Source organism: Sinorhizobium sp. (genome assembly GCF_059070375.1).
In genome coordinates, this window is record NZ_JCACWC010000002.1 from 346,858 (window position 1) to 368,765 (window position 21,908).

Below are 21,908 nucleotides of genomic sequence, written 5' to 3' on the forward strand. Positions count from 1 at the left end.
GATCTCGTCAGCGCAAAAAGGGTCTCGCATGGGGGCTGGTGAGTGAAGTGGTCCCGCAAGGGGAGCTGATGGCGCGGGCACGGGCCATCGCAGTGTCATTGTACCGCGGCACCGCGACGGCCAAGGCGAATCTGAAGGCCGCGGTCTCGATGCCACTCGAAAAGGCGATTGAATACGAACGGGATCTGCAGACGATCTGTTTCGCGACGGAAGACGGGGCGGAAGCGCCGGATTTAAGGAAAAGCGCAGCCCGGTTTTCCGGCGCAGATAAACGGCCCGGCGGCATGGGCCGTCAGGACCGAGATCGGAAACATGCGGTGCACAGAATGCTCCGGCGTCTGCGGCCTGAATGGCGGCCGAATAAATCGGCACCACCAGCTAACGTTGCAAATTGCTGCGCCTCGGAAATTATGATACGTCTTGGCTGAGCGGATAACGCCGCCAGTCATTAGATAAGTTTTTGAATATTAAAAACGCATAAGAAGACGCCACGTCGTGGCAAATTTTTTAAGAGGGCGACACCCGCCCTGCGACGGAACGGTATTTCAAGTTCCGAGAAAAATATTCGCTTTTGGTTGAATGGATACGGATTGTCACGCCATGACCGTAAGTGCCAAAAAATTTTATTCATTGAGTTCCAACACGTTCGATCTGGTCTCGGAGTCAGCTTTTTTCGCCCGGTTGAAGATGCGTAATGGCACCTTCAAACTGACTCAGCCGTCCCGATTTCGGGAGCTGGAGGTCGCGTTCCGTCCGTTCATCGCCGAGCGCGCTACTTTCCTCCACGACATCCTGGATGTGGGTGTCTCCACCGGACTGACGACGGTGGAACTGTCAAAATTTCTCGAAAGTTGCGGCGCCGCGGTCCACATTACAGCGACCGATCTATTCGTAGAGGCCCACATCGTCGAATTTTCTCCCGGAATCACGGTCTTTTGCGACCCGGAAGGCTGGCCGCTACAATATGATCTGCGCGGCGTCGCTGTTCGGCCCTGGATCAGAAGGCTTGACTACGTGACGCTGGCATTTGCCCCGCTCCTGTTGGCGCGCGTCCTCTTGCAACCGCGCCTTCGCGACCGCGTACGGGAAGGCAAGAGCAGGCAGGTGCAAATGATCACGCGATCATTGCCCGAGAACGGCAAAATAAATTTCGTCGAAGACGATATTATGAGCCGGTCGCAGCACCTTGCCGGTCGGTTCGATCTCGTGAGAGCCGCAAACATTTTGAATACGAACTACTTCTCGCTGGATCAGATCCGGACAGCAATCGAAAACATCCACTCCTATCTCCGCGGTCCGGGCGCCCTGGTCGTGGTGACCCGAACGAACCGCGCGCAGGAAAACGCCGGAACCTTGTTCGAGCTCAAGGAGGATGGTTCTTTCGCCGCGCTGGAACGCGTCGGGGGCGGATCGGAGATCGAAAAGCTTCTGCTGGATTTCCGGGCATCGTGAGGCGGAGCGATACACGGCCGGAATGGAACGTCGCGGTCTCCCGAAGCGGAGATCAAACTTCTAGAGAATGGAAGGCTTCATGATGCCCTCGCAACCAGTTCGCATCGCTTATATCGCAGGTTACGGACGCAGCGGGTCGACCATACTCGACATTGCGCTGGGACAGCATGCTGCTGTGGTGGGGGCCGGAGAGATAACGTCGCTCACACGTCACGTCTGGCGTCACAACGAATATTGTGCGTGCGGCAATGCAATTCGCGACTGCTCCTTCTGGAGTTCAGTCCGCCGGGAGTGGTCCGCCGGCCAGGAACCCGGACTAATGGAGGAGTATTGCGCCCTTCAGCAAAAGTTCGAAGGGCTTTCGATGATGACGAGATTGCTCGGCGGCATGGGTCTCGGAAAACAATTTTCTCTTTATATGCTTCATACGAAGCGCCTGTTCAGCGCAATGCAGTCATGCTCGGGCCGGCAGGTGATCGTCGATTCCTCGAAGCTGCCGGGGAGGGCGATGGCCGTTGCACAGATACCCGGGATCGACATGCGGGTCATTCATCTGGTGCGTGACGGGCGCGGTGTAGCCTGGTCGTTGCTGAAGGGTTACGAGCGCGATGCCAAATCGGGCTTACAGAAGGAAATCAAGCCGAAATCAGTATTCAGGACAGCCTTGCGCTGGAGCATGGTCAATCTTGCGGTCGAATATCTCTCGCGAAAATTGGGCTCTGAAAAGGTCATGCGTGTCAGATACGAGGATTTCGCGTCTGACCCTGTTGCCGTTATGCAGCAAATCGGGACGTTCCTCGAGCTTGACCTCAGTCAGGTGGGTACATCGCTGCAGAATGGCGAGGCCATGGGGCCGGGACATCAGGTGGCAGGCAATCGGCTGCGCATGAACGCGTCGATCGCGCTCAACAAGGATGAAACGTGGCGAACACGGATGCCGACCCGTCAGCAGGTTTCGTTCGAGCGGCTGGGCGGCTGGATGCTTCGACGCTACGGCTATCGTTGAAGGTCGGTGTCATATTTCTGCGGGTTGGCGGCGCAAGAGCATGACGGTAATCTACCAGGCGCATGACGTAAGGGCATTTAGTTTCACAATAGCGCGTTGCCTGATGCTGGCGGGGTTGGTCTGCGGATCATGGGTCGCCTTCTCGCGGGAAGCTCTAGCCCAGGCGGCACTGGCCGAGCCCCTTTCACCCAAGCTTCCAGACGGGAGACAACGTGCCTTTCCCACGGCCGAAGGCTTCGGCGCCGGCTCTCTTGGAGGGCGGGGGGGCAAGGTGATCTATGTCGTCAACACGAACGAGTCGGGGCAGGGCTCCTTGCGTGCGTGCATCGAGGCATCCGGCCCGCGCATTTGTATTTTCCGCACGGGCGGCACCATTGTTCTTCGCGAAAGATCGCTGGTCGTTCGACATCCATTCCTGACGATTGCCGGAGAGACGGCACCGGGCGGCGGGATCGCCATCCGGAACGGCGAGACGCAAATACGCCCTTCAATCGAAATCGTGACCAATGACGTGATCATCAGGCACATTCGTCTTCGCCCCGGTCCGCATGCCGTGAAGGCTTGCTGTTCCGGAGGCCTCGGAATGTATTCCAACTCGGCGAAGGATATTATGCTTGATCATATCTCCGCCAGTTGGGGATCAGACGAGACGATCGATTCGGAAGACGCGAGCAACTTCACCTGGCAGTGGGGTATTGCGAGCGAACCGCTGCTGCGTGGCGGCCCCGGGAAAGACAAGCGTGCGCGCAACATGTTGTTCACGAAAGGCGGCAACGTCTCCGTGCATCACTCTCTCTTCGCTTTCGGCCAGTTCAGAAATCCGCTGATAAAGATGAAAATTCCCGGCGCCGTCGCGGATGTCGTGAACAACGTGTTTTTCTCGCCGAAGTGGCAATATGTCCTGAGCTTCGGCGATGAATGGGCGCGGATCCAGGCCAATGTGGTCGGCAACTACAAGATCGCTGGGGAAAAGCTGCGAAACGACCATATGGTTCATCTCTTCGAAGAAAGCGGACGCGGGCACGCGATTTATCTGAAGGACAATTACGACGAACCCTATCGCACCGGTGCCAGTCAGGATGACAGCCTCGTTTTAGCCGAGAAACAAAGAAGATTCGTTTCAGCCTGGGCATTTGATGCACCCGCGGTCCGCGCCTCTGCACCCGAAATTGCTTACGAGGAGGTCCTGACGGGTGCCGGTGCGACGAAGCCCCGCCGCGACGCCGTCGATCGCCGCATCACCGAGGCGGTCAGGAACCGCAGCGGGCGATTGCTCGTGAACGATCCGCAGGACGTCGGCGGTTGGCCGGACCTCGATGCCGGGGTGCCGTATCCGGACAGCGACATGGACGGTATCTCGGATGACTGGGAGGTCGAAAACGGTACCGACCCGGCAGATGCCAGCGACAGTCGACAAGACTTGGATGGCGACGGATGGACGAATCTCGAAGCATTTCTCCATTTCATGGCGGGCGATACCGTGGACTAGAGTCGGTCAGCCTTAAGCTGAATCGAACCGGGATTCCCTTTTTGTTGCGATTGTGATTCAAGATCATTGCTGGTGCGGAGGGCAGCAATGATGGTGCGACCTCTTTCTCTTGATTTACGCCACGCGTCGCCGACGCCTTGGCAGGAGGCATGACGGTGCGGGCGGCAGCGTTGCGCTTTGGAATATCAACGGCGACGGCGGTGCGGATCGGCCAACTCGACCGGTCCGGCCGCGGTTTGGCGCCGGCCAAGATGGGTGGCCATGTCAAACCCATGCTGCGGGGCGCGGCGGCCGATGAGGTTCACCGTCGGCTGGCGGCCAAGCCCGATTGGACGGTGCAGGCGCTTGCCGCCGATCTGAAGGCGGCCGGCATCGTTGTCTCTCATGACACCGTTTGGCGTTTCCTGCGCCGCGAAGGCAAGGCATTTAAAAAAAAGCTGATCGCCAGCGAACAGGACAGGCTCAAGGTGGCGCGGTTCCGAAGCCGCTGGAAGACGATCAACATCGACTTGATCCGCGCCGCCTGGTGTTCGTCGATGAAACCTGAGTCAAAACCAACATGACGCGCACCCGCGGCTGGTGTCAGCGCGGCCAGCCGCTTAGAATACCGCATGGCCATGTGTGGACGCCCCCCTGACGGCATCAATGTGCCACGACCGCATCGTCGCGCCCTTCGTGCTCGATGGCCCGATCAACGGCATTGCCTTCACCGCCTAGGTCGAGCAATGCCTGGCACCAACCCTCAATCCCGGCGATATCGTCATCCTCGACAATCTCGGCAGCCATAAGGGCAAGCCTGCGCGCAACGCCATCCGCGATGCCGGCGCCCATCTGTTCTTCCTGCCGCCTACAGCCCCGATCTCAATCCGATCGAGATGATGTTCGCCAAACTGAAGACCCTGCTGAGCAAATCCGACGAGTGCAGCGTCGACGCGACATGAACACGCCTCCGCGAAGTCCTCAAAGCCTTCAGCCCGCACGAATGCGCCGCCTATCTCAGGCATGCAGGATAAGTTTCAACATAAGCCTGACAGACACTGAGGTCTCCTCATCCTGTGCTTGTGACAGGAACCAAAGATCCAGCAGCGCCGCGTTTGCGGCGCGGGAAGAGTTCTTTCATCCCATGGTGATCTAAGCGACATTCGACGGGCGCGTGATCGAAGGTCTCGCCGCGGGAGCATGAAGCGTGTTGACGTCCGTGTCCGCCCGTTCGGGGAATGCCCCATTGCCTCGGACGCGATGCCAGCGGCCGGCCGGGATGCGCTTGGACGTGATGACGAAACCCCCATAGCGGTGGCGCCTGTGGGTTTCCGGATTGACCTGATTGATCACAGTGCCGATCAGATGCGCATGGTTCATCCGGAGCTGCGTAGCAGCTTCCAGCAGATGCTCTTCAGTCGTTTTGCCCCAATTGGCTATGAGGATCACGCCATCGACAAAGGGCGCCAGCCAACTTGCATCGCCGGAGGCGAGCACCGGCGGAGCATGCAGCACGATGAAGTCGTATCCGCTTTGCTTAAGATCCATGATGAGTTCGCAGAGCTTGTCGGAGTCCAGCGATCTGAATGGCTCCGTCATCACGTGCGTCGCGTCGATGAACCCGAAACCGGGCAAGGTCGGAACGGACTGGACGATCTCGCCTATCACCGCTTGATTTCGGAGATAACGTTCGATCGGTTCCGGTGAACGTTCCATGCTTTTCAGATAGGGAACGTTGTGGCGATTGAAGTCGAGATTCACGAAGGCGGTAGGGCGGCCGTCCGCTGCTGCGGCTGTTGCGATTCCCCAAGCTGTCGACGCGTTTGCGACGTCGTGGACGCAGGAGGTGACCATCACTATGCGGCGCAGTTGCTTCGCGTCGGAATAGCGACCGGCCATATAAACCGCCCGCTCCGCTTCGGCGGACGTGAAATTGCTCCAGTCCGGAATGCAAGAGGATCGCTTGGCGCCCGGAGAGGTCAGATGCTTCGGGACCTTCGGTATGTAGCCAAGATTCGGGATCCGCAGCAGTTGCGCGGCGCGTTGTCCGCTACGGACACGGGTGTCGGTTGTTTCCAGCAGGAGCGCGAGCACGCAGGCCAACAGCGTGGAACCGGCGAATGCCGCCGGAATGATAAGGCCTGGCTTGGGAAACGACGGTGAACTGGGGAGTTCCGCTGTCGATACGATTCGTGCGCTGGGTTTCAGGGACTCGGCTTCGAGATCGGACAGGATTCGCTGGACCTCATCCTCGATCATGCTTCGAATGCCTGCTATCTGCGAATCCGCATCGATCATCTGAGGATGATTCTTGCCGTATTTGGCAGCGAGTTCGGCCTTGCTCTGCAGCAACCGGGCCTCTTCGTTCCGCAGCGTAATCAAAAGCGGCTGTGTCATGCTCTGTCGAAGGAAAGCCACTGCACCGCCGGTGTTAAGCGCGCGTTCCTTGTCCGCGACCCGCTCGTCCTGTTTGAATTCGAGCGAGGCTTCGACATAGAGGGTGGCGATCGTGTTTGCGATTTGCTGGGCGAGTTTCGGATCCTGATTGGTTACGACAAGCCGTACGGCGAGGCTTTCGCCGGTTCGGCTCACCTCGAACTGGGACAGCAGCGCTGAGATCGCGTGATCCCGTTGCGCCCTCACATCCGGTACTACTCGATCGGAAGTCGAAGACCTGCGAATACCGATGAATTCCTTGATGTCGTCCACAAGGCCCTGGTCGTCCGACTTGTCCCCGCCCGGCGCATATGGATTGAAGCTAGGATCACCGATGAGGTTCAACCGGTCCACGATGCGGCCGGCGAACTTCCGCGACTGCAACACGTCCATTTCGGTTTCCGCGGCCGAGCGGTCGCGGTCGATGGACGTCAAAGCTGCATCGGTGGCAAATGGCCGGACATCTTTGCGCTCCAGCACCACCTCCGAGCTGGCGGTATAGGTTTTGGGGAGCGAAAAAGAAACAATTGCAGACAGCAAGGTGCAACCGACGATGATTGACGCAAGAAACCAGAATCGCCTCTTTACCACGGCCCAGAGATCGAAGAGGCCGACTGTAGTCCCACTCTGCTGAGCGGCAAACTCGATGGTTTCTCGGTGATGAGCGCGGGCAGATAGGCTGCCATCGGGAACGAATGTCGTCATGGAAACCTGCTAATATCAAAAAATTTTCTATATTCAGTTACTTTAGTAAAATATTGAATAAGGCGCAATGAATTAGTTCGATGCTGCCAAAATTTACTTCGGCTGCACAAGCACGTTGTCTTTGACCAACGCCCTCGGGCATGCCGTGGCGCAGATGAAGTCGCAGATACTATGTCGATACGCCCTGATCAAAAACGAAGGGCGTCACAAGCTTAAGGATACCCCGGATTTCGCGGCACGGCCAGTAAAAATCGTAACCTGAATGTGCTCAGTTGCTGACGGTGGCCGTTTGATTGGGACGTCGCTTGCATGGTTCACGGGGTTTGAGCCTTGGTCGGTCCGACACCTCTCAGCTGCGTAAGGCCCAGTCCGAAACACAGAAGAATCGGCATGGTCCAATATCGCGCATACATATGCGGATTGAAGAGAGCAATTACCAAGAAGACCAGGATTGTCGTCACCACCGCCGCGAGCGCGCGTTTGTCTCCGCCAACCTTCAAAATCGCGAGCGCCAGCAGCATGCCGACGCCCGAAAACATCAACCAGCCGACAAGCGCGAGCAATCCGCCTTCGACCCAGAGGAGAAGATAGATATTGTGAACCGGGGCGCTTTGAACGCTTCTCTCACGGAATTGATCCGCACCGAGCCCCACGAGCCGGATCTGATCCTCCGAGATTATATGCATCGCCTCCTCCATCAGCGCGGCTCTGGAGAGGAACGTCCCCGCTTCGGATATGTCTCCGGAGGACAACGCGCCCAAAACGCGTGTCTGGAATGTCTTAGGCAGCATCTCCTTACTGCCGAATAGTGCCGCGCCGCCAACGACGATGGCCACTCCAAGTGCCAGTCGCAAGAGCAGCCGCGGCGTCGAAATCATCGCGATGAAGACGGCAAGGCAAAGCGCCGTTGAAAACAGCCCGCTGTTCGAACTCGTCAGGACGACCGTGACGATGACGATCGCGAGAGCGGGCAAAGCGAGGTACGATTTCAGGCGGCCCGAAGACCAGAAAAACAGCAGAATCGGCAGCGTCAGGGCGTTTATCGCCGCGGCAAGGTTTGGGTTGCGCAAAACGGTAGCGAGGCGCTTCCCGCCGGTCACGACGCCCTTACCCTCTCCGGGCACATACCCGACCGTATAGAACGTGATGATTCCGTGAATATCGATGAGAATGACGCTGGCCAGAAAGATGGCGGCCAGCCGATAGGCTTCCCTCGGGTCCTCACGAATGAGGATGACCATCAAGATCAGGTAGGCGAAGAGATATTGCCCCATCACGATCAGCCCGCGTTGCGGACTGCCGTGAAACAGGCTGCCAAGCATGATCCCGATGAACAACAGAGTGAAAGCGCAAAGCCATATCGACGTCGTTTGTTCGAGCGGTCTGCTCCTGATACGCCCGGTGATCAGAAGAAGGAACAGGCTCAAGCAAAAGAAGAAATCGCTGAACGTGAAGAAAAGTTCGGAAAACCGGAATGTCGCGTACGGCGCCAGGAAAACGGCCAAATAGACGACGGCACGTTCGATCGCCGCAAGGCGAAGGTTCTTTCTGCTGGGCTGGCTCGCATAACGAAATTGATGTGCCGCTGTAAAACCGGTTTCTGACACGATCGCCTCACAACTAGCGAGAGCGGGATATGTCCCGTCCGCACTCTTCCTCATCCCGCTCTGGCGGAGCGCTGCATGGCGGTGATGCCTGTCAGCTCTTCATAGACCGATGTAATCGCATGTACGTGACGCTCGAAGCTGAAACGGGATCGTACTTCGCCGCGCGCCGTTTCCACGATGCGATCGCGAAGCGCCGCATCGCTGAACAGTTTCAGGCACGCCCTGGCGAATTCATCCGGATCGTCGGCGCGCACGAGCATGCCGGTCCGGCCATCTTCGACCACTTCCGGATTTCCGCCCGAGTCGGCCGCGACGACCGCCGTGCCGAGAAGCATCGCTTCGACGAGGGTTCTTCCGAGCGGTTCGTTGACGGCCGTCACCAGCAAAGCGTCCAGTCCGGCGATCCAGGGCTCGCCCGGATAACGGAAACCCATGAAGTGTATGCGATCGGCAATTCCAAGCGCCTCGGCACGCGCTTTCGCGGCCTCGTCAAGGCCGTTGAGCGCATTGCCGAAAAACAGACCCGCAACCTTGGTCTCAGGCGAAAGCCGTTTCAGGGCGGCAACCGCTTCGACGAACAGGATCGGTCGCTTACGCTCCACCAGGGTGCCGACATAGCCGAGAAGCTTCGTCTCGGGCGTACACCCGATCGCGGCCAGCACATTGTCGCGGGCTTGCTTCCGCTCGAATCCGGCCATCTTCGTGACGTCGAAGGGGCTGTGCACGACACTGCATTTGCCCGCGGCCGAGAAGAGCCCGGGGCGGGGCGATGCGAATTTCGATACGGCCACAAGGCGGTTGGGAAGCCATGGCGCGACACGGCGCAGACCGAACGAAGTCGCGTCGCCGCGATGATGCCAGAGATGCTTCGACCCTGCGACGCGCGCAGCGAGACCCCAGATGAGGTGTGTGCGGCCATCGTTCGTGTGTACGATCGAGGCATTGTTCGCTCGCAGGAATCGGACGAGCGCGGGCAGTGTGCGGATAACATTGACGATTGCGGCGCCGTTGCGCGGAGCCGCCCGCTTCAGGCGGTTCAGAACCGGAGCGGCGACAAAGTCGATGCCCTCACGGCGAAACAAATCTGCGACCGGTCCATCGGTGTCGTGCAGCACGACCAGTGGCATGAAACGCGATCTTGGGAGATTTCGTATCAGGCCCAGCGAGGACATGTGACTCCCGCCGACAAGATCTCCAATGAAGGGAAGGCACACAACCACCTGATCGCCGCTGCCTATGCTGGGCGTTTCCGCTTGGCTCAGATCAACTGCTGCAGAAGACGTCATTGCCTTAGATCCCAGGGAGCTGATGAAGGGCTTGATCACCCGGTACGCCGGGCCGGATGTCATTTCTCGGGGCCTCTGTTTCTCAGCCAGCCCGTCAGATCCCTTCCGACGAGGGCGCCGAGTTTTTCCGTTTCAGGCGCGAAGTAATCGGTCATCCGCGCGCGCAGATCATGGCTGAGCGGTGCGTATTGAAGCTCACCGGCGATCAGCGAGCGCAGTTTCTTGAAACCGGTATTCTGCCGGAATGGAGCAGCAACCGGCTTTAAGGGACGCAGGAGACGGCGCAGGGTCGGATTGACGACCGGTTCCGATTTGTCCTTCACCTTTTTTGCAAGCGGCTTCAGCGGAACATCGGCTTCAAGCCCGAGGAAGCCGCGGACGCGGGCGAGTTGGACGCGGGCGTCGACCTTCAGGTCCTCGTAGAGGAGCACCAGAAGCTGCTCCATGGGGAAGCGATCGAGATAGCCCTGCAACTGCTGAAAATAAAGACCGCCGTTCAGGAAGCGCCCGCCCGCTCCTTGTCGCGGATCGAGGTACTGGGCGATGTCGCGCCCGACCTCGGCGCGGCGATAAAGCATGCAATAATCGGAATAGGCCCGGTCCACCGGATTGCGAAGCTGAGCTATCAAGCGGGCCTGGGGCAGTCTTTCCCTTATTCTCTCCGCCGCTTCCGGCACATCCATGTAGGAGTTGGATTTTTCACCGCGCAGCCGCCGGTGCTCCTGGCCTGCGAAATGTTCCAGATACCATTCGTCGCCGCGCTCGTAATAGCGGCTGAAATAGTGCAGTTCGGGATCGGGCATGAATATGCCCGGGTCCTGCTGCAACGATTGCTGAAGCCACGTCGTCGCGCTCTTCGTCGCTCCGATGATCAGGAAGTCGATATCCCGCATTTCCATCTTTGGCCCTTTCATCGATCGCCTCCAGGGCGATTGCACCGAAACGAACGGTTCGCCGCCCCCCAACAGGGGCTTTGGTCCTGGGTCAAACAGTGCTTCCGAAATTCGCTAGCGTGAATGGGGTGCAGCTACGGTCGGCCGTCGGTGTTGAATGTATAGGTTGAGGTTCCGTGGCGAAGCAGCAGAATTTGCGCGATAAATCCGGAAAAGCGACCTCAGTTTTAAGTGTTAATCCCAGCAATATTTGAAATAAATAAAATCTGACGGCGAATTTCACAGAAAAACAGGCTGGAGGCAAGATGCTTCTTTAACTTTGCGTTTCAACCCTCACGGCGCAGGGGTTCGGCGGTAGCTCAGCATCATGGTGGACAGCCAGATCGAGGCCATGACGATGTGGGCAACGTTCGCTCCCATCGCGCCTATGACCGGAATAAGGGCGAAGGCGGTGGCATGAAAGCCGATCGCTGCGATCGTTACGCTGCGCAGTATTTCGTTTTCGCGTCCCATTGCGAGAAGTGCCGAGCGGATGACCGCACCGCACAGCGTCATGGTCACTGCGACCGACTGCACCACGACGAGGGGGCCCGCAGCTGCGAAATCAGGCCCGGCGGCCCAGGTGAGCAGCGGGTCGATCACGAGGTAAAGACTGCCGATCAGCAGCAGGCCGCAACCGAGAAGCAGTCCCTGCATCTGCGCGACCGCGCGATGGAAGGCGCCGAGGGCTTTGGTTGCCCATGCCCGGGCGAGTTCCGGATAGAGGACTGCCTGAACCTGCACGCCGGCCTGCTGTGCGATGCGGCCGATGCGTTTTGCAATGTGATACAGGCCGGCGGAGGTCGGATCGGCAAGATAGCCGACGAGCAGCGTATCGAGCTCATTTGCGCTTGAACGAATGGTGAGCGAGAGGTTCGCCGAGATCGCGAACTTCCACAGACCCGGAAACCGCTTGGTAATGCCGCGAAGCGGAGCGCTCATGAGGCCCGAAAGGACGCCCTGCCGTCGCAGTTCGGCAAGCGAGAAAATCACCAGGACGACGGTGCCGAGAATCTGAGCCGCCATCCAGATCAGCGCGAATTCGAATAGGCCTGCGCCGGTGGCGACGCCGATGGCGCAAAGAACGACCCTCAGAACGCTTGTGACGACCTGGCCATAGGCGATCGCCATGAAGCGCCCGTAGAGGCGCAGCACGGCGGTCGGCATGCCGGAGACCTGGAACGGCAGGACCGTGCAGTAGAGAATGGCAAGGTTCGCCCCGTCCCCCGATATGCCGAACCAGGGCGCGGCTACCAGGATTAGCAGGACGGCAACCAGCCATCCCGCCAGTGCCGCGGAGATGTCGAGCAGCAGGCCGAATTTGAGTAAGGCCGGAAGTTCGGTCGCATCGTCGGCGTTCTCCGCGAGCGAATGCGCGCCATACTTGATCAGTGGCTGCCACGACTGGAAGCTGACGATCCGCTCGACCGCGCGCGTGTAGGAGAAGCATAGCGCGAGGACACCGTAGCCTGCCGGACCGAGTGCCCTGGCCGTGAGCGCAAAGCCGATAAGGCCGATGACCGAGCTCAGAATGTTTCCCGTGAGCAGGTGCGCAATGCTTTGCAGGCGCTCCAGCATCGTTTTCTCTCGACTGAGAATTTGCCGCAAGCTGCCGATTTTCTTGAGAAGTTTCTTTCGGAACGCCACTGGAACCGCCTATGATTTAAGAGATAAGATAATAGGTATATGCAAATGCTTTGTGCGGAGCCGGTAGTCGTACGCCGCTCAGGCACGGACCATCCGCCATGATTTCTTGTGTAGCCTTAAGTGAATCTCGTCAGGGGAAGAGCCGGCGAAAACCGTGCCGACAAGCTCGCAAGCCGTCCGCATTTGTTGCAAGGTGAACCGCCCTTTCCCCCGCCGACGCTCCTCTAAAGACGCAATAAGTTTCTGCAACGGTTTGAAATATTATAAAATTTTCATCCATGAGAGGGATGGCTCAAGGATCAAATCCAACAATGAGGCTGCGAATAGTTAAAAACCTTTGACGTGATAGCGCATCGAAGAATATAGTCGCCTAATATTTTTTGGTAGAGTTTTCTTTATTCCTTTTTGGAGGCTGTGAGATGGGGATTTCACCGGCCGTTTATGGGACGATTTTGCCCCGTTTGAAGCTTGGGGCGTTCCTGCTGCTGATGGTACTTTGGGCGCTTGCGTTCCCGATAATTACGTCTATTCCCGCTCAGGCCGGTGATTACCGGCTCAACTCGGGAGATGTTCTGACCTTCGACTTCCTTGACGATGCCGACTTGCCGGTTACTGCGACCGTCTCGGGCGCCGGCGTAGCGCAGTTTCCGCTCATCGGCGGGGTTGAGGTCGTCGGCCTCACGGTGCCGGAAGCGCTCGCGAAGCTCCGCGGCGAGTACCGCAGGCGCGACGTTCTCGTCGATCCGAAAATCTCTCTCGATATTTCGACTTTTCGGCCGATCTTCGTGCTCGGAGAGGTCAAGACCCCGGGCTCGTTTCCTTTCTACAGCGGGCTGACCGTCGAGCAGGCAATCGGTCTTGCCGGAGGCATGCAGGTCGCTGCGGCGAGCGCATCCGACCGGATCGTCGCACGCGCCCGTCTGCGTGCGGAGGCGGAGGCCGCCAACGCCGAGATCATCCACGAGGCCATCTATGCGGCGCGGCTTGTGGCTCAGTTGAAATCCAGCGACAAGATTGACCTTGCCGATGTGCCTCAGGTGGCTCGCGACTATGTAAACGGCGTGCCCCTCGATGGCGTAATCGAGCTCGAAGAAAAGATTCTAAGGGCGGACCTCGCCGCAAATAAGTCGCAAGCGCAGATCCTGGCCGAGGGCATAACCCAGTCAGAGGGCGGCATCGAGATACTGAACCAACTCATCCTGCAGCAAAAGGACGTGGTCCAGAACAGCAAGGAAGATGTGGAGCGTATCGCTACCTTGCGCAAACGCGGGCTGAACACCGAAAGCGATCTTTCCCGCGCGGAAAACAATGCTTCGGCCGAACAGGCGCAGCTTCTGGAGACCTTTGCCACACTTGCGCGATCGCGCCAGGAGTTGAGCGGGTTGAAGCTGCAGTTGGCAAAGCTTGCAGCCGACCGTGAGAAGGACATACTGACGCAGCTTCAGGCGCGTGAGATCGCTATCAAAAAGCTGATTTCCGGAAAGCACTCCGCCGAAGAGCAAATACTCCTCATGGCCGCGGTGGCCGAAGACGAGTCCAAGAAAAATCAGATTTCATATACCTATGAGATTCGCCGTAACCCGGTCGGCGGCACCCCGACGAGCATAAAGGCATCGACCCTGACTGAACTCGTGCCGGGCGACGTACTCATGGTGTCAATTGCCGGAATGTAAGACTTAATTTCAGATATTTTTAAAACAGGCTTTAAGCGCCCTGCGCCAAGGGAATATTGAGTTGAAAACCTACAGAGAACCTGCGGCCGTCAGCTTTGGCTTGCCTGCCTCCTTGGGATTTTACCGTCTCAAGCGTTTCCTCGATTGCCTGTTTGCCGGAACCGTTTTCGTCCTGTGCCTGCCGCTGATGGCGGTCACCGCAGCGGTCGTTTGGGCTAGCCTCGGCCTGCCACTATTCTTCACCCAGGCGCGTGCCGGTGCGGGGATGCGCGTCTTTACCGTTGCCAAATTCCGCACGATGACGGATGCGCGGGCGCCTGACGGCACGCTTTTGCCGGATGGGTTGCGGCAGACCGCCGCAACCGCTCTGTTGCGGCGGCTGCGTTTCGATGAGCTGCCGCAACTCATTACGGTGCTTTCCGGTGACATGTCGATGGTAGGTCCGCGCCCGCTTCCCTTGGCGACCGTCGCCGGCTTCGGCGAACTCGGCCGCATGCGCTGCCGCGTCGCCCCGGGCATGACCGGCTGGGCACAGGTAAACGGCAATACGCGGCTTTCGGACGAAGAGAAGATCGCTCTCGACCTCTGGTATGTCGCACACGCCGGTCTCTGGCTGGATGCGCGGATCCTCCTGTTGACCGTGAAGACGCTGGTCATCGGCGAGCGGGTTCATGCACGGCATCTGCAAGAGGCCAGGGAGTTTGTTTCGCGTCGTGTTGGCGCGGAGACGCCGAAGGCGTGATGCGGCGGATGAGCACGCGCCAAGGCGACAATATTTTTGATCAGGAGGTTTTATGGGTGGCGGGCAGATATCTTTCGGGCGCACTTTGGTCGTGGCGCCGCATCCCGATGACGAGGTGCTCGGCGCAGGCGGGACGATCGCAAGGCTCGCGGCCGAAGGCGAAGAGGTGTTCGTCGCGGTCGTGACGGAGGGAAAGCCCCCCGCCTTCGATCCGGAGGGAACTGCCCGGATACAGGCGGAAGCGAGGCAAGCGCACCGCGCATTGGGCGTGACGGAAACCATATGGCTCCGGCTGCCGGCGGCACAGCTTGCGGAAACGGCGCATGCGACCGTCAATGCCGCCTTGCTCGAGCTCGTTCGCCGGCTGTCGCCGCAAACCGTCTTATTGCCCTTCGTGGGCGACATGCACATGGACCATCAGTTGACCTTCACGTCGGCGCTGGTCGCCTGCCGGCCGCATCAGGCGGAATTCCCGAAGCTCGTTCTCGCCTACGAGACCCTGTCCGAGACCAATTGGAACGCGCCCTATCTGTCCCCGGCATTCGTGCCGAACGTCTTCGTCGATATCGGCGAACATCTCGAGGCAAAGCTCAAGGCGATGGAGATGTTTGCTTCGCAGGTACGCCAGCCGCCGCATGAGCGCTCGATTGCGACCCTCAGGGCGCTGGCGACCTTGCGCGGCGCGACCGTGATGCGGCAAGCGGCCGAAGCTTTCGTATTGGTCCGGCACGTCGTTTAGGTTGAGGAACGGCGTCACACGGAATTTCTCATTAACGCCATAAGACCCAATTCAATTCGGAGGGACAGATGGGACGCTGGCCGGTTTACGACGAGGAGCAGATCGAGGATGTCGTGTCGGTCCTCAGATCTGGCGAAGTGAATGCCTGGACGGGACCGCACGTACGCAACTTCGAGGCTGCGTATGAGCGCTTTCTCGGCGTAAAACATGCGGTGGCTCTCGCCAACGGAACGGTGGCGCTGGACCTCGCGCTCTACGCGCTCGGACTTGAGCCGGGCGATGAGGTCATCGTGACGCCGCGCAGCTTTATTGCCTCGGCCTCCACGGTGCCGATGGCGGGTGGAGTTGCGGTTTTCGCCGACGTAGATCGCGACAGCCAGAACATCACGGCGGAAACCATAAGGGCGAAGCTGACGCCGAAGACCAAGGGCGTCATCGTCGTACATCTGGCCGGCTGGCCCTGCGACATGCCCGCCATCATGGCGCTTGCCCGCGAAAAGGGGCTGTGGGTGATAGAGGATTGCGCTCAGGCGCACGGCGCCGAAATAGACGGCCGCCCGGTCGGCAGTTTCGGTGATATCGCGGCTTTTTCCTTCTGCCAGGACAAGATCATCACCACTGGAGGCGAGGGCGGGCTCGTGGCGATGAACGACGACGAGCTCTGGAAGAAGGCCTGGAGCCGCAAGGACCACGGCAAATCGTATGACGCCGTCTACAACAGGGAGCACCCTCCGGGTTTCCGCTGGCTGCATGAGTCCATCGGCACCAACTGGCGCATGATGTCGATCCAGGCGGTCATGGGATCGCGTCAGTTGCAGCGCCTGACGGAATGGCGCAGCATAAGAGCGCACAACGCGGCCATTATCGCCAGAGCGGCCGAGGAGATCGAGGCTTTGCGCACGCCCCTGCCGCCTCGTGGGATTCAGCACGCGTGGTACAGGTTCTATACGTTTCTTCGGCCGGAGCGCCTGCGGCCAGACTGGAGCCGGGACCGGATCATTGCCGAAATCAACGGCGCCGGCGTCGCATGCTTCAGCGGCAGTTGCTCGGAAATCTACCTGGAAAAGGCCTTTACGGACATCGGCATGGTCCCGACGCAGAGATTGCCCGACGCGCGCGAGCTCGGCGAGACGAGCCTGGCCTTCCTGGTCGATCCCGCGCTCGATACGGCGGCAATGGAGAAGACGGCGCATGTCCTGCGGGAGGTGTTTGCAAGGGCCAGCATCGGCAGGCCAGCCCTCGATGCCGCGCGGCGTTAGAGCAGCTTTATCCGCAAATGGGTGCGCAGGCGCGGGGTCAGACGTTCAATCCCGTGTGGCCGACCAGACGTTTGGCGGCGACCGTCAGGTCGGCCGCGCACAAACGCTCGACCTCTGCGACCTGCGCCTCGTCCAGGTAGTCCCTGAACCCACCTGCCTTGCCACGGCGCATCCGCAGGCTTTCCACGTCGTTCCGATCGTAGTCATGAGCCGGAATGCCTTCTACCCGTTCCCTGTCCTGCATGGCCTCGAACCGCCCGGCCTCGACTGCAGCCCGGAGCGCCGCTCGATCGACCGGACAGCGGAGAAATTTCAGCACCGCCTCGGTTCGTCCTTCCGTGTCGGCGGAGAGCCCCTCGTAGCTCAGAACGAAGTGCGCGCGGTTGGACAAACCGGCTGCCCAGCGATTGAGATAACTGATCATCTTGGGCATACCCTGGTCATGGTCCTTTATGAACTCCGTAAGGGTGCCGGCGAAACGGTGTTTGTGCCGGGTCGCATGGAAATAGGCCGACACGATCACGTCGCGCGGGTCTCTTACCATCATGATGACCGGACGCCTGAGGAACAGGCTGGCGCGATAGTCCAGGTGACTGACGAGGATCGTCGGGATTGCGTCTTTCGCCTCGCGGAAGCGGTAGCCCGGCATGCCGCGCACCGGGTCGAGATCGAAGTTCGGTACGATCGAAAACATATTGTGAAGGTCGATCGGCTCCGGCACCCGCGAGATTGCCGCGAGATAGTGGGAAAGAACGTATCGAAACCAGGTGCGGCCCGATTTTGGATAGGAGATCAGGAAGCTGTCGGCTTGGGCAGCATGGCTGGTAAGCCGTACCCGCTTCTCGACCCGACGCCATGCCCGCCTGAGAATGCTTGCCATGGTTTGTCCCTCAAATTGAGATCACCGGCGTGCGGTGCACGCATGGTAAATGTAGTTTTGGCGCACTGATCGCGCAGAATAGAACAATATGTCGTTACAGAAATAATTCTACCGCCTATTTCATAAGGATATTTGGAATGAAAAAAAGAAATTCTTTGCGTGTGCAGTGGTCGCGCGTCTTGTGTGGTATTGATTCTTTGAAGCAATTAATTAAGCTTATGGTGCCGGTCGTCCCGTGGCTGGCAATTTCAGGCATTCGTTTTAGCAATTTGAATATGAAATGAAAAACAAGCATTCTGTCAATAACGTGCTTGCATAGGGCGTGAGGCGCGCCCGGTAACATTCCAAACGGCATTGGTGAAGATCGTGATGTTTTGCATCGCGAAGACGGAATGGAGGCACCAGATGATGTCCCTTGGGCGAAGAGAAACCGTTGCTGTGGCGGCAGCCATGACTCCTGTGCGTGACGTTCGCGGGGCTTCAGGGGAGGGGAATTTCGAAATGAACGGCAGTTCGAATTCCCCAGCGCTTGAGGCGTCGAATATTTCCGGAGCACGTGTGACGATCGTCCTGCCGGGCCTTGGCGCCGGGGGCACGGAGCACGTGGTCAACCTTGTCGCCAACCATTGGGCCCGGCTCGGCTGCATGGTCACTCTGATCACTCTCGAGCCGCCGGATGCGAAGCCCTACTACGAATTGGATCCGAAGATCGCGATCAAACGTCTCGATTTGCCGCCGCAAAGGGCTGGGAAGATCGAGGCGGGCCTGCTCGTGCTCAAGAGAATTTCTCGCCTGCGTTCCGCCATTCGCCGCTCGCAACCCGATTTCGTGTTGAGCTTCCTGACCCGAACGAACGTACTGACGCTGCTGGCGACGGTTGGGCTGCAGGCTCCGGTGATCGTTTCCGAGCGCAACAATCCGGCCCTCCAGCCTTTCGGTCCAGTCTGGAAATGGGTTCAGCGCCGTCTGTATCCGCGTGCGTTCGGTCTGGTGACGATGACCAGGGGCGCGCTCGACTATTTTCCGGAGAAGATGCGCAGCAGGGGGTGGGTGATCGCCAATGCCGTCGACCTGCCCGGCGAATGGCAGAAGAGACGCGGCAACAATATCTTGACCGCGGTTGGCCGGCTCACGCGTCAGAAGGGCTTCGATCTCCTGATCGAGGCCTTTGCACGGATTGCCACGAGGCACCCCGAATGGAAGCTCGTCATCTGGGGCGAGGGCGATGACAGGAAATCGCTCGAGGCACTGCGGGACGCGCTGGACCTGAAGGACAGGGTTGAGTTACCGGGCGTGACGCAAAGACCGGGGCTATGGGTGGAGACGGCCGACGTCTTCGTATTGTCGTCCCGTTACGAGGGATGGGGTATCGTCTTGCTCGAGGCCATGGCTGCAGGGCTTCCCGTGGTTTCTTTTGCATGCGAGTGGGGCCCCTCGGACATGGTGAAGCATGGCGAGGATGGAATCCTCGTTCCCAGCAACGATGTGGATGCGCTTGCCGAGGCACTGTCTAGGGTGCTCGGCGACGGTGAACTCAGGAGCCGTTTGGCTACCAATGCCGAGGCGAGCGCCAGGAGATACTTGCCAGAACGCATACTTTCGCAGTGGGACGCAGTCGCATCGTCGGCCCTGAAACACTCGGCCCGCGAACATGCCTCCACAGTGTCGGCTGCTGAAGCCGGTTCGGCTTGAGCCGGACCATAATCCGGAGAGCCTTGCGCCGGCCTACTTACCGGACGCGCAAAAATCGCCGTGGCACTTTGATCTGCTGCATGCCTTCCGTTACCGGATGGGATCAAAGAAGACATGTTTGGGCGCCGCGCTTCGGCGTGATGCCCCGATCCATGCACCCTTCGGAGTGCACGGGATTGCGGGGTGACGCATATGTGTTGATATGCCACTATCATCGCCGAGTGGTCTGGCGATCAGGGGGCTATCGCATGGGTGCAGGTGTAGGGCGCGTCGCAGCAGTGGTGGCCTTTTTTCTCCAACTGATCTTTGCTTCTGTGGCTCTCTCGGCGGCCCAAGACCAGGGGGCAGCGCCTCCGGCCAAGGTGCAGCAGCTCATTCAGCTGCTGGATGATCCCGAGGTCCGTCAATGGATCGAGACTAGGCAGGGGATCGAGACCAGGCAGGCGGCCTCCGGGCCCGTTACCGTCACGCAGCCCCAGAGCTTCGCTTCGCGCTGGATGGCCGAGGCCAGGAGGCACCTTGCTGCGCTTCTGAATGCCGCGCCGCGCGTATTGCCCGAATGGCAGGCGGCGAGAGACCGTGTGTACGGGGACATGGAGGGCCAGGGAAGATTGCCGATCATCTGGGCGTTTGCCCTGGTTCTGCTGATCGGCTACGGCGCCGAGTTCCTTCTGCGCCATCTCCTGCGACGAAGCGCCAGCCGCAACAACGTGCAGGCAGGAAGCGGGTTGGCGGCCTTCGTTCGCATCGCGCCGCTTGTCGCCTTCGCCATTGCGGCCGTCGCTGCTTTCGTGATCGCCGATTGGCCGCATCACCTCGGGGCAGCGGTGGCGCCGCTCCTTATCGCCTGGATCGTGGCTCGACTTCTGATCGCGATCGCATCGGCCGTGTTGACGCCGGCCATCTCGGAGGGGGATCAGGCAAGGTCGTATGTATCGCTTGCTCCGCATCGTGCCCGTTACTGGCTCAGGCGGTCCGTATACTTCATCTGCACCGTCGCTTTCGTATGGGCCGTCGGCGATATGATGCGCGCGCTCGCGTTTCCCGAAGACGTGCGCAACCTCACCGGCGCGGTCCTGGGCCTCTTCGTTCTCGGACTGGCGATCGACACGACCTTGCGCCGGCCGATTGCCGAGATGGCGCCCGCGCGTCGCATCCTGCGAAATGCCTTGATCGTTTCCTTCCTAGTCTTGCTCTGGGTCTTCTGGGTTGCAGGCATGGATGTGCTGTTCTGGCTCGGCGTCTATGCCCTCGGTCTGCCGCCTCTGCTGCGCTTCACCAGCGCCGCGACCAGAACGATGCTGGATGCTGCCGCGGCGGAGGACTTCCGCGTCCTGCGCAATGTTCTGATCGAGCGAGGGGCGAGGCTGGTGATCATCGCGCTCGCGGCCGTATGGCTTGCCATGACCTTCCGCATCGACGGCGCGCAGATGATGCAGGACGATGCCTTCAACCGCATCTTCCGTGGCGTGCTGGCCGGCATCGTCATACTGCTTGCGGCCGATCTCGTCTGGCAGCTTGCCAAGGAATCCATCAACGTGCGCATGGCGCGCGCCAGCCTGACCGTGCAGGATTCCGCCGAGTTCGCGCGCAACACGCGCCTGCGCACGCTGCTGCCGATCCTGCGCAATTTCCTTGCGGCCTTCATCGCGGTCGTCGCCGGTATGATGGTGCTTTCGGGGCTTGGCGTCGCAGTCGGTCCGTTGATCGCCGGCGCTGGGGTCTTCGGCGTCGCCATCGGCTTCGGCTCCCAGACGCTCGTCAAGGATATCATCAGCGGCATCTTCTACATGATGGACGATGCCTTCCGGGTCGGCGAATATATACAGAGCGGCAGCTATAAGGGCACGGTGGAGTCCTTCAGCATCCGCTCCGTCAAGCTGCGACATCACCGGGGACCGGTGTTCACCGTGCCCTTCGGCTCGCTCGGCGCGGTGCAGAACATGAGTCGCGACTGGGTCATCGACAAGTTCCTGATCAATGTTTCCTATGACTCCGACGTCGCCAAGGTGAAGAAGGTCGTGAAGGGCATCGGGGCTTCCTTGCTCGAAGACCCGGAGCTCGCGCCGATGATCATCGAAACGGTGAAGATGAAAGGCGTGGAGCAGTTCGGCGATTACGGCATAACGCTGAGCTTCGCCATGAAAACCAAGCCGGGCCACCAGACCCAGGTGAGAAGAAGGGCCCAGGCCATGATCAAGGAGGCCTTCAAGACCAATGGCATCCAGTTCGCCTCGCCCACGGTCCAGGTGGCCGGAGACGACGTGCAATCGGCGCCGGCGGCAGCTGCCGCGACACGCGACGCGATCGCCAAGAAGAACGCGGCGCTCGCCCAGGGCGGGGAGGCAGCGGCGGAATAGCCGGGGCACTGCAGCCGCACGTCG

General features: G+C 59.6%; 17 protein-coding genes and 1 pseudogene. 12 read left to right on the forward strand and 6 right to left on the reverse strand.

Features of this window, described 5'->3' with window-relative positions:
- The first annotated feature begins 38 nt into the window (after window positions 1–38).
- The 5 genes and pseudogenes from AC5J09_RS06280 (at window position 39) to AC5J09_RS06300 (ending at window position 4,960) form a co-directional block, all read left to right on the forward strand.
- Entirely contained in the window at window positions 39–428 is a 390-nt protein-coding gene (locus AC5J09_RS06280; protein WP_379940584.1) for a Clp protease/crotonase-like domain-containing protein, read from the forward strand.
- 151 nt (window positions 429–579) lie between these two features.
- The gene (locus tag AC5J09_RS06285; protein ID WP_164866880.1) at window positions 580–1,452 is read left to right on the forward strand and encodes an ATP-binding protein; all 873 of its coding nucleotides are present in this window, start codon (window positions 580–582) and stop codon (window positions 1,450–1,452) included.
- 67 nt (window positions 1,453–1,519) lie between these two features.
- A complete protein-coding gene (locus AC5J09_RS06290) occupies window positions 1,520–2,458 on the forward strand; it encodes a sulfotransferase family protein (protein ID WP_324763824.1) in 939 nt (312 codons plus the stop codon).
- A 40-nt stretch (window positions 2,459–2,498) separates the two neighbouring features.
- Window positions 2,499–3,947, forward strand: coding sequence for a thrombospondin type 3 repeat-containing protein (locus AC5J09_RS06295; RefSeq protein WP_324763823.1), 1,449 nt, complete (start codon window positions 2,499–2,501; stop codon window positions 3,945–3,947).
- A gap of 90 nt (window positions 3,948–4,037) precedes the next feature.
- Window positions 4,038–4,960: pseudogene (locus AC5J09_RS06300) on the forward strand (IS630 family transposase).
- 118 nt (window positions 4,961–5,078) lie between these two features.
- Here the strand turns inward: AC5J09_RS06300 and AC5J09_RS06305 are convergent.
- The 5 genes from AC5J09_RS06305 to AC5J09_RS06325 all read right to left on the reverse strand — a co-directional run bounded on the left by AC5J09_RS06305 (window position 5,079) and on the right by AC5J09_RS06325 (window position 12,539).
- Window positions 5,079–7,067: a GumC family protein gene (locus tag AC5J09_RS06305; RefSeq protein ID WP_324763822.1), complete on the reverse strand. Its 1,989-nt coding sequence runs from the start codon at window positions 7,065–7,067 to the stop codon at window positions 5,079–5,081.
- A 314-nt stretch (window positions 7,068–7,381) separates the two neighbouring features.
- Entirely contained in the window at window positions 7,382–8,674 is a 1,293-nt protein-coding gene (locus tag AC5J09_RS06310; RefSeq protein ID WP_324763821.1) for an O-antigen ligase family protein, read from the reverse strand.
- 50 nt (window positions 8,675–8,724) lie between these two features.
- Entirely contained in the window at window positions 8,725–9,960 is a 1,236-nt protein-coding gene (locus AC5J09_RS06315; RefSeq protein ID WP_324763820.1) for a glycosyltransferase family 4 protein, read from the reverse strand.
- Between the two features lie 59 nt (window positions 9,961–10,019).
- Entirely contained in the window at window positions 10,020–10,859 is an 840-nt protein-coding gene (locus tag AC5J09_RS06320; RefSeq protein WP_324764628.1) for a sulfotransferase, read from the reverse strand.
- Between the two features lie 327 nt (window positions 10,860–11,186).
- Window positions 11,187–12,539 carry a lipopolysaccharide biosynthesis protein gene (locus AC5J09_RS06325; protein ID WP_324763819.1) on the reverse strand — a complete coding sequence of 451 codons (1,353 nt, stop codon included), beginning with the start codon at window positions 12,537–12,539 and terminating at the stop codon, window positions 11,187–11,189.
- Between the two features lie 419 nt (window positions 12,540–12,958).
- On the opposite strand from AC5J09_RS06325, the gene AC5J09_RS06330 reads away from it, so the two are divergent.
- From AC5J09_RS06330 to AC5J09_RS06345, 4 genes are all read left to right on the forward strand, one after another.
- Window positions 12,959–14,212, forward strand: coding sequence for a polysaccharide biosynthesis/export family protein (locus AC5J09_RS06330; protein ID WP_324763818.1), 1,254 nt, complete (start codon window positions 12,959–12,961; stop codon window positions 14,210–14,212).
- Between the two features lie 61 nt (window positions 14,213–14,273).
- Window positions 14,274–14,954 carry a sugar transferase gene (locus AC5J09_RS06335; RefSeq protein WP_324763817.1) on the forward strand — a complete coding sequence of 227 codons (681 nt, stop codon included), beginning with the start codon at window positions 14,274–14,276 and terminating at the stop codon, window positions 14,952–14,954.
- Between the two features lie 52 nt (window positions 14,955–15,006).
- Window positions 15,007–15,693, forward strand: a complete 687-nt coding sequence (locus tag AC5J09_RS06340) for a PIG-L deacetylase family protein (RefSeq protein ID WP_324763816.1) — start codon at window positions 15,007–15,009, stop codon at window positions 15,691–15,693.
- A gap of 68 nt (window positions 15,694–15,761) precedes the next feature.
- Window positions 15,762–16,952, forward strand: a complete 1,191-nt coding sequence (locus AC5J09_RS06345) for a DegT/DnrJ/EryC1/StrS aminotransferase family protein (protein WP_324763815.1) — start codon at window positions 15,762–15,764, stop codon at window positions 16,950–16,952.
- 37 nt (window positions 16,953–16,989) lie between these two features.
- On the opposite strand, the gene AC5J09_RS06350 is transcribed toward AC5J09_RS06345, so the two are convergent.
- Entirely contained in the window at window positions 16,990–17,832 is an 843-nt protein-coding gene (locus AC5J09_RS06350; protein ID WP_324763814.1) for a sulfotransferase domain-containing protein, read from the reverse strand.
- Between the two features lie 137 nt (window positions 17,833–17,969).
- On the opposite strand from AC5J09_RS06350, the gene AC5J09_RS06355 reads away from it, so the two are divergent.
- From AC5J09_RS06355 to AC5J09_RS06365, 3 genes are all read left to right on the forward strand, one after another.
- Complete coding sequence (locus AC5J09_RS06355; protein WP_157813654.1) at window positions 17,970–18,116, forward strand: hypothetical protein; 147 nt, start codon at window positions 17,970–17,972, stop codon at window positions 18,114–18,116.
- Between the two features lie 217 nt (window positions 18,117–18,333).
- On the forward strand, window positions 18,334–19,524 hold the full coding sequence (locus tag AC5J09_RS06360; protein ID WP_324763813.1) for a glycosyltransferase family 4 protein: 1,191 nt from the start codon (window positions 18,334–18,336) through the stop codon (window positions 19,522–19,524).
- 248 nt (window positions 19,525–19,772) lie between these two features.
- Window positions 19,773–21,884 carry a mechanosensitive ion channel family protein gene (locus tag AC5J09_RS06365; protein ID WP_324763812.1) on the forward strand — a complete coding sequence of 704 codons (2,112 nt, stop codon included), beginning with the start codon at window positions 19,773–19,775 and terminating at the stop codon, window positions 21,882–21,884.
- Window positions 21,885–21,908 lie beyond the last annotated feature (24 nt).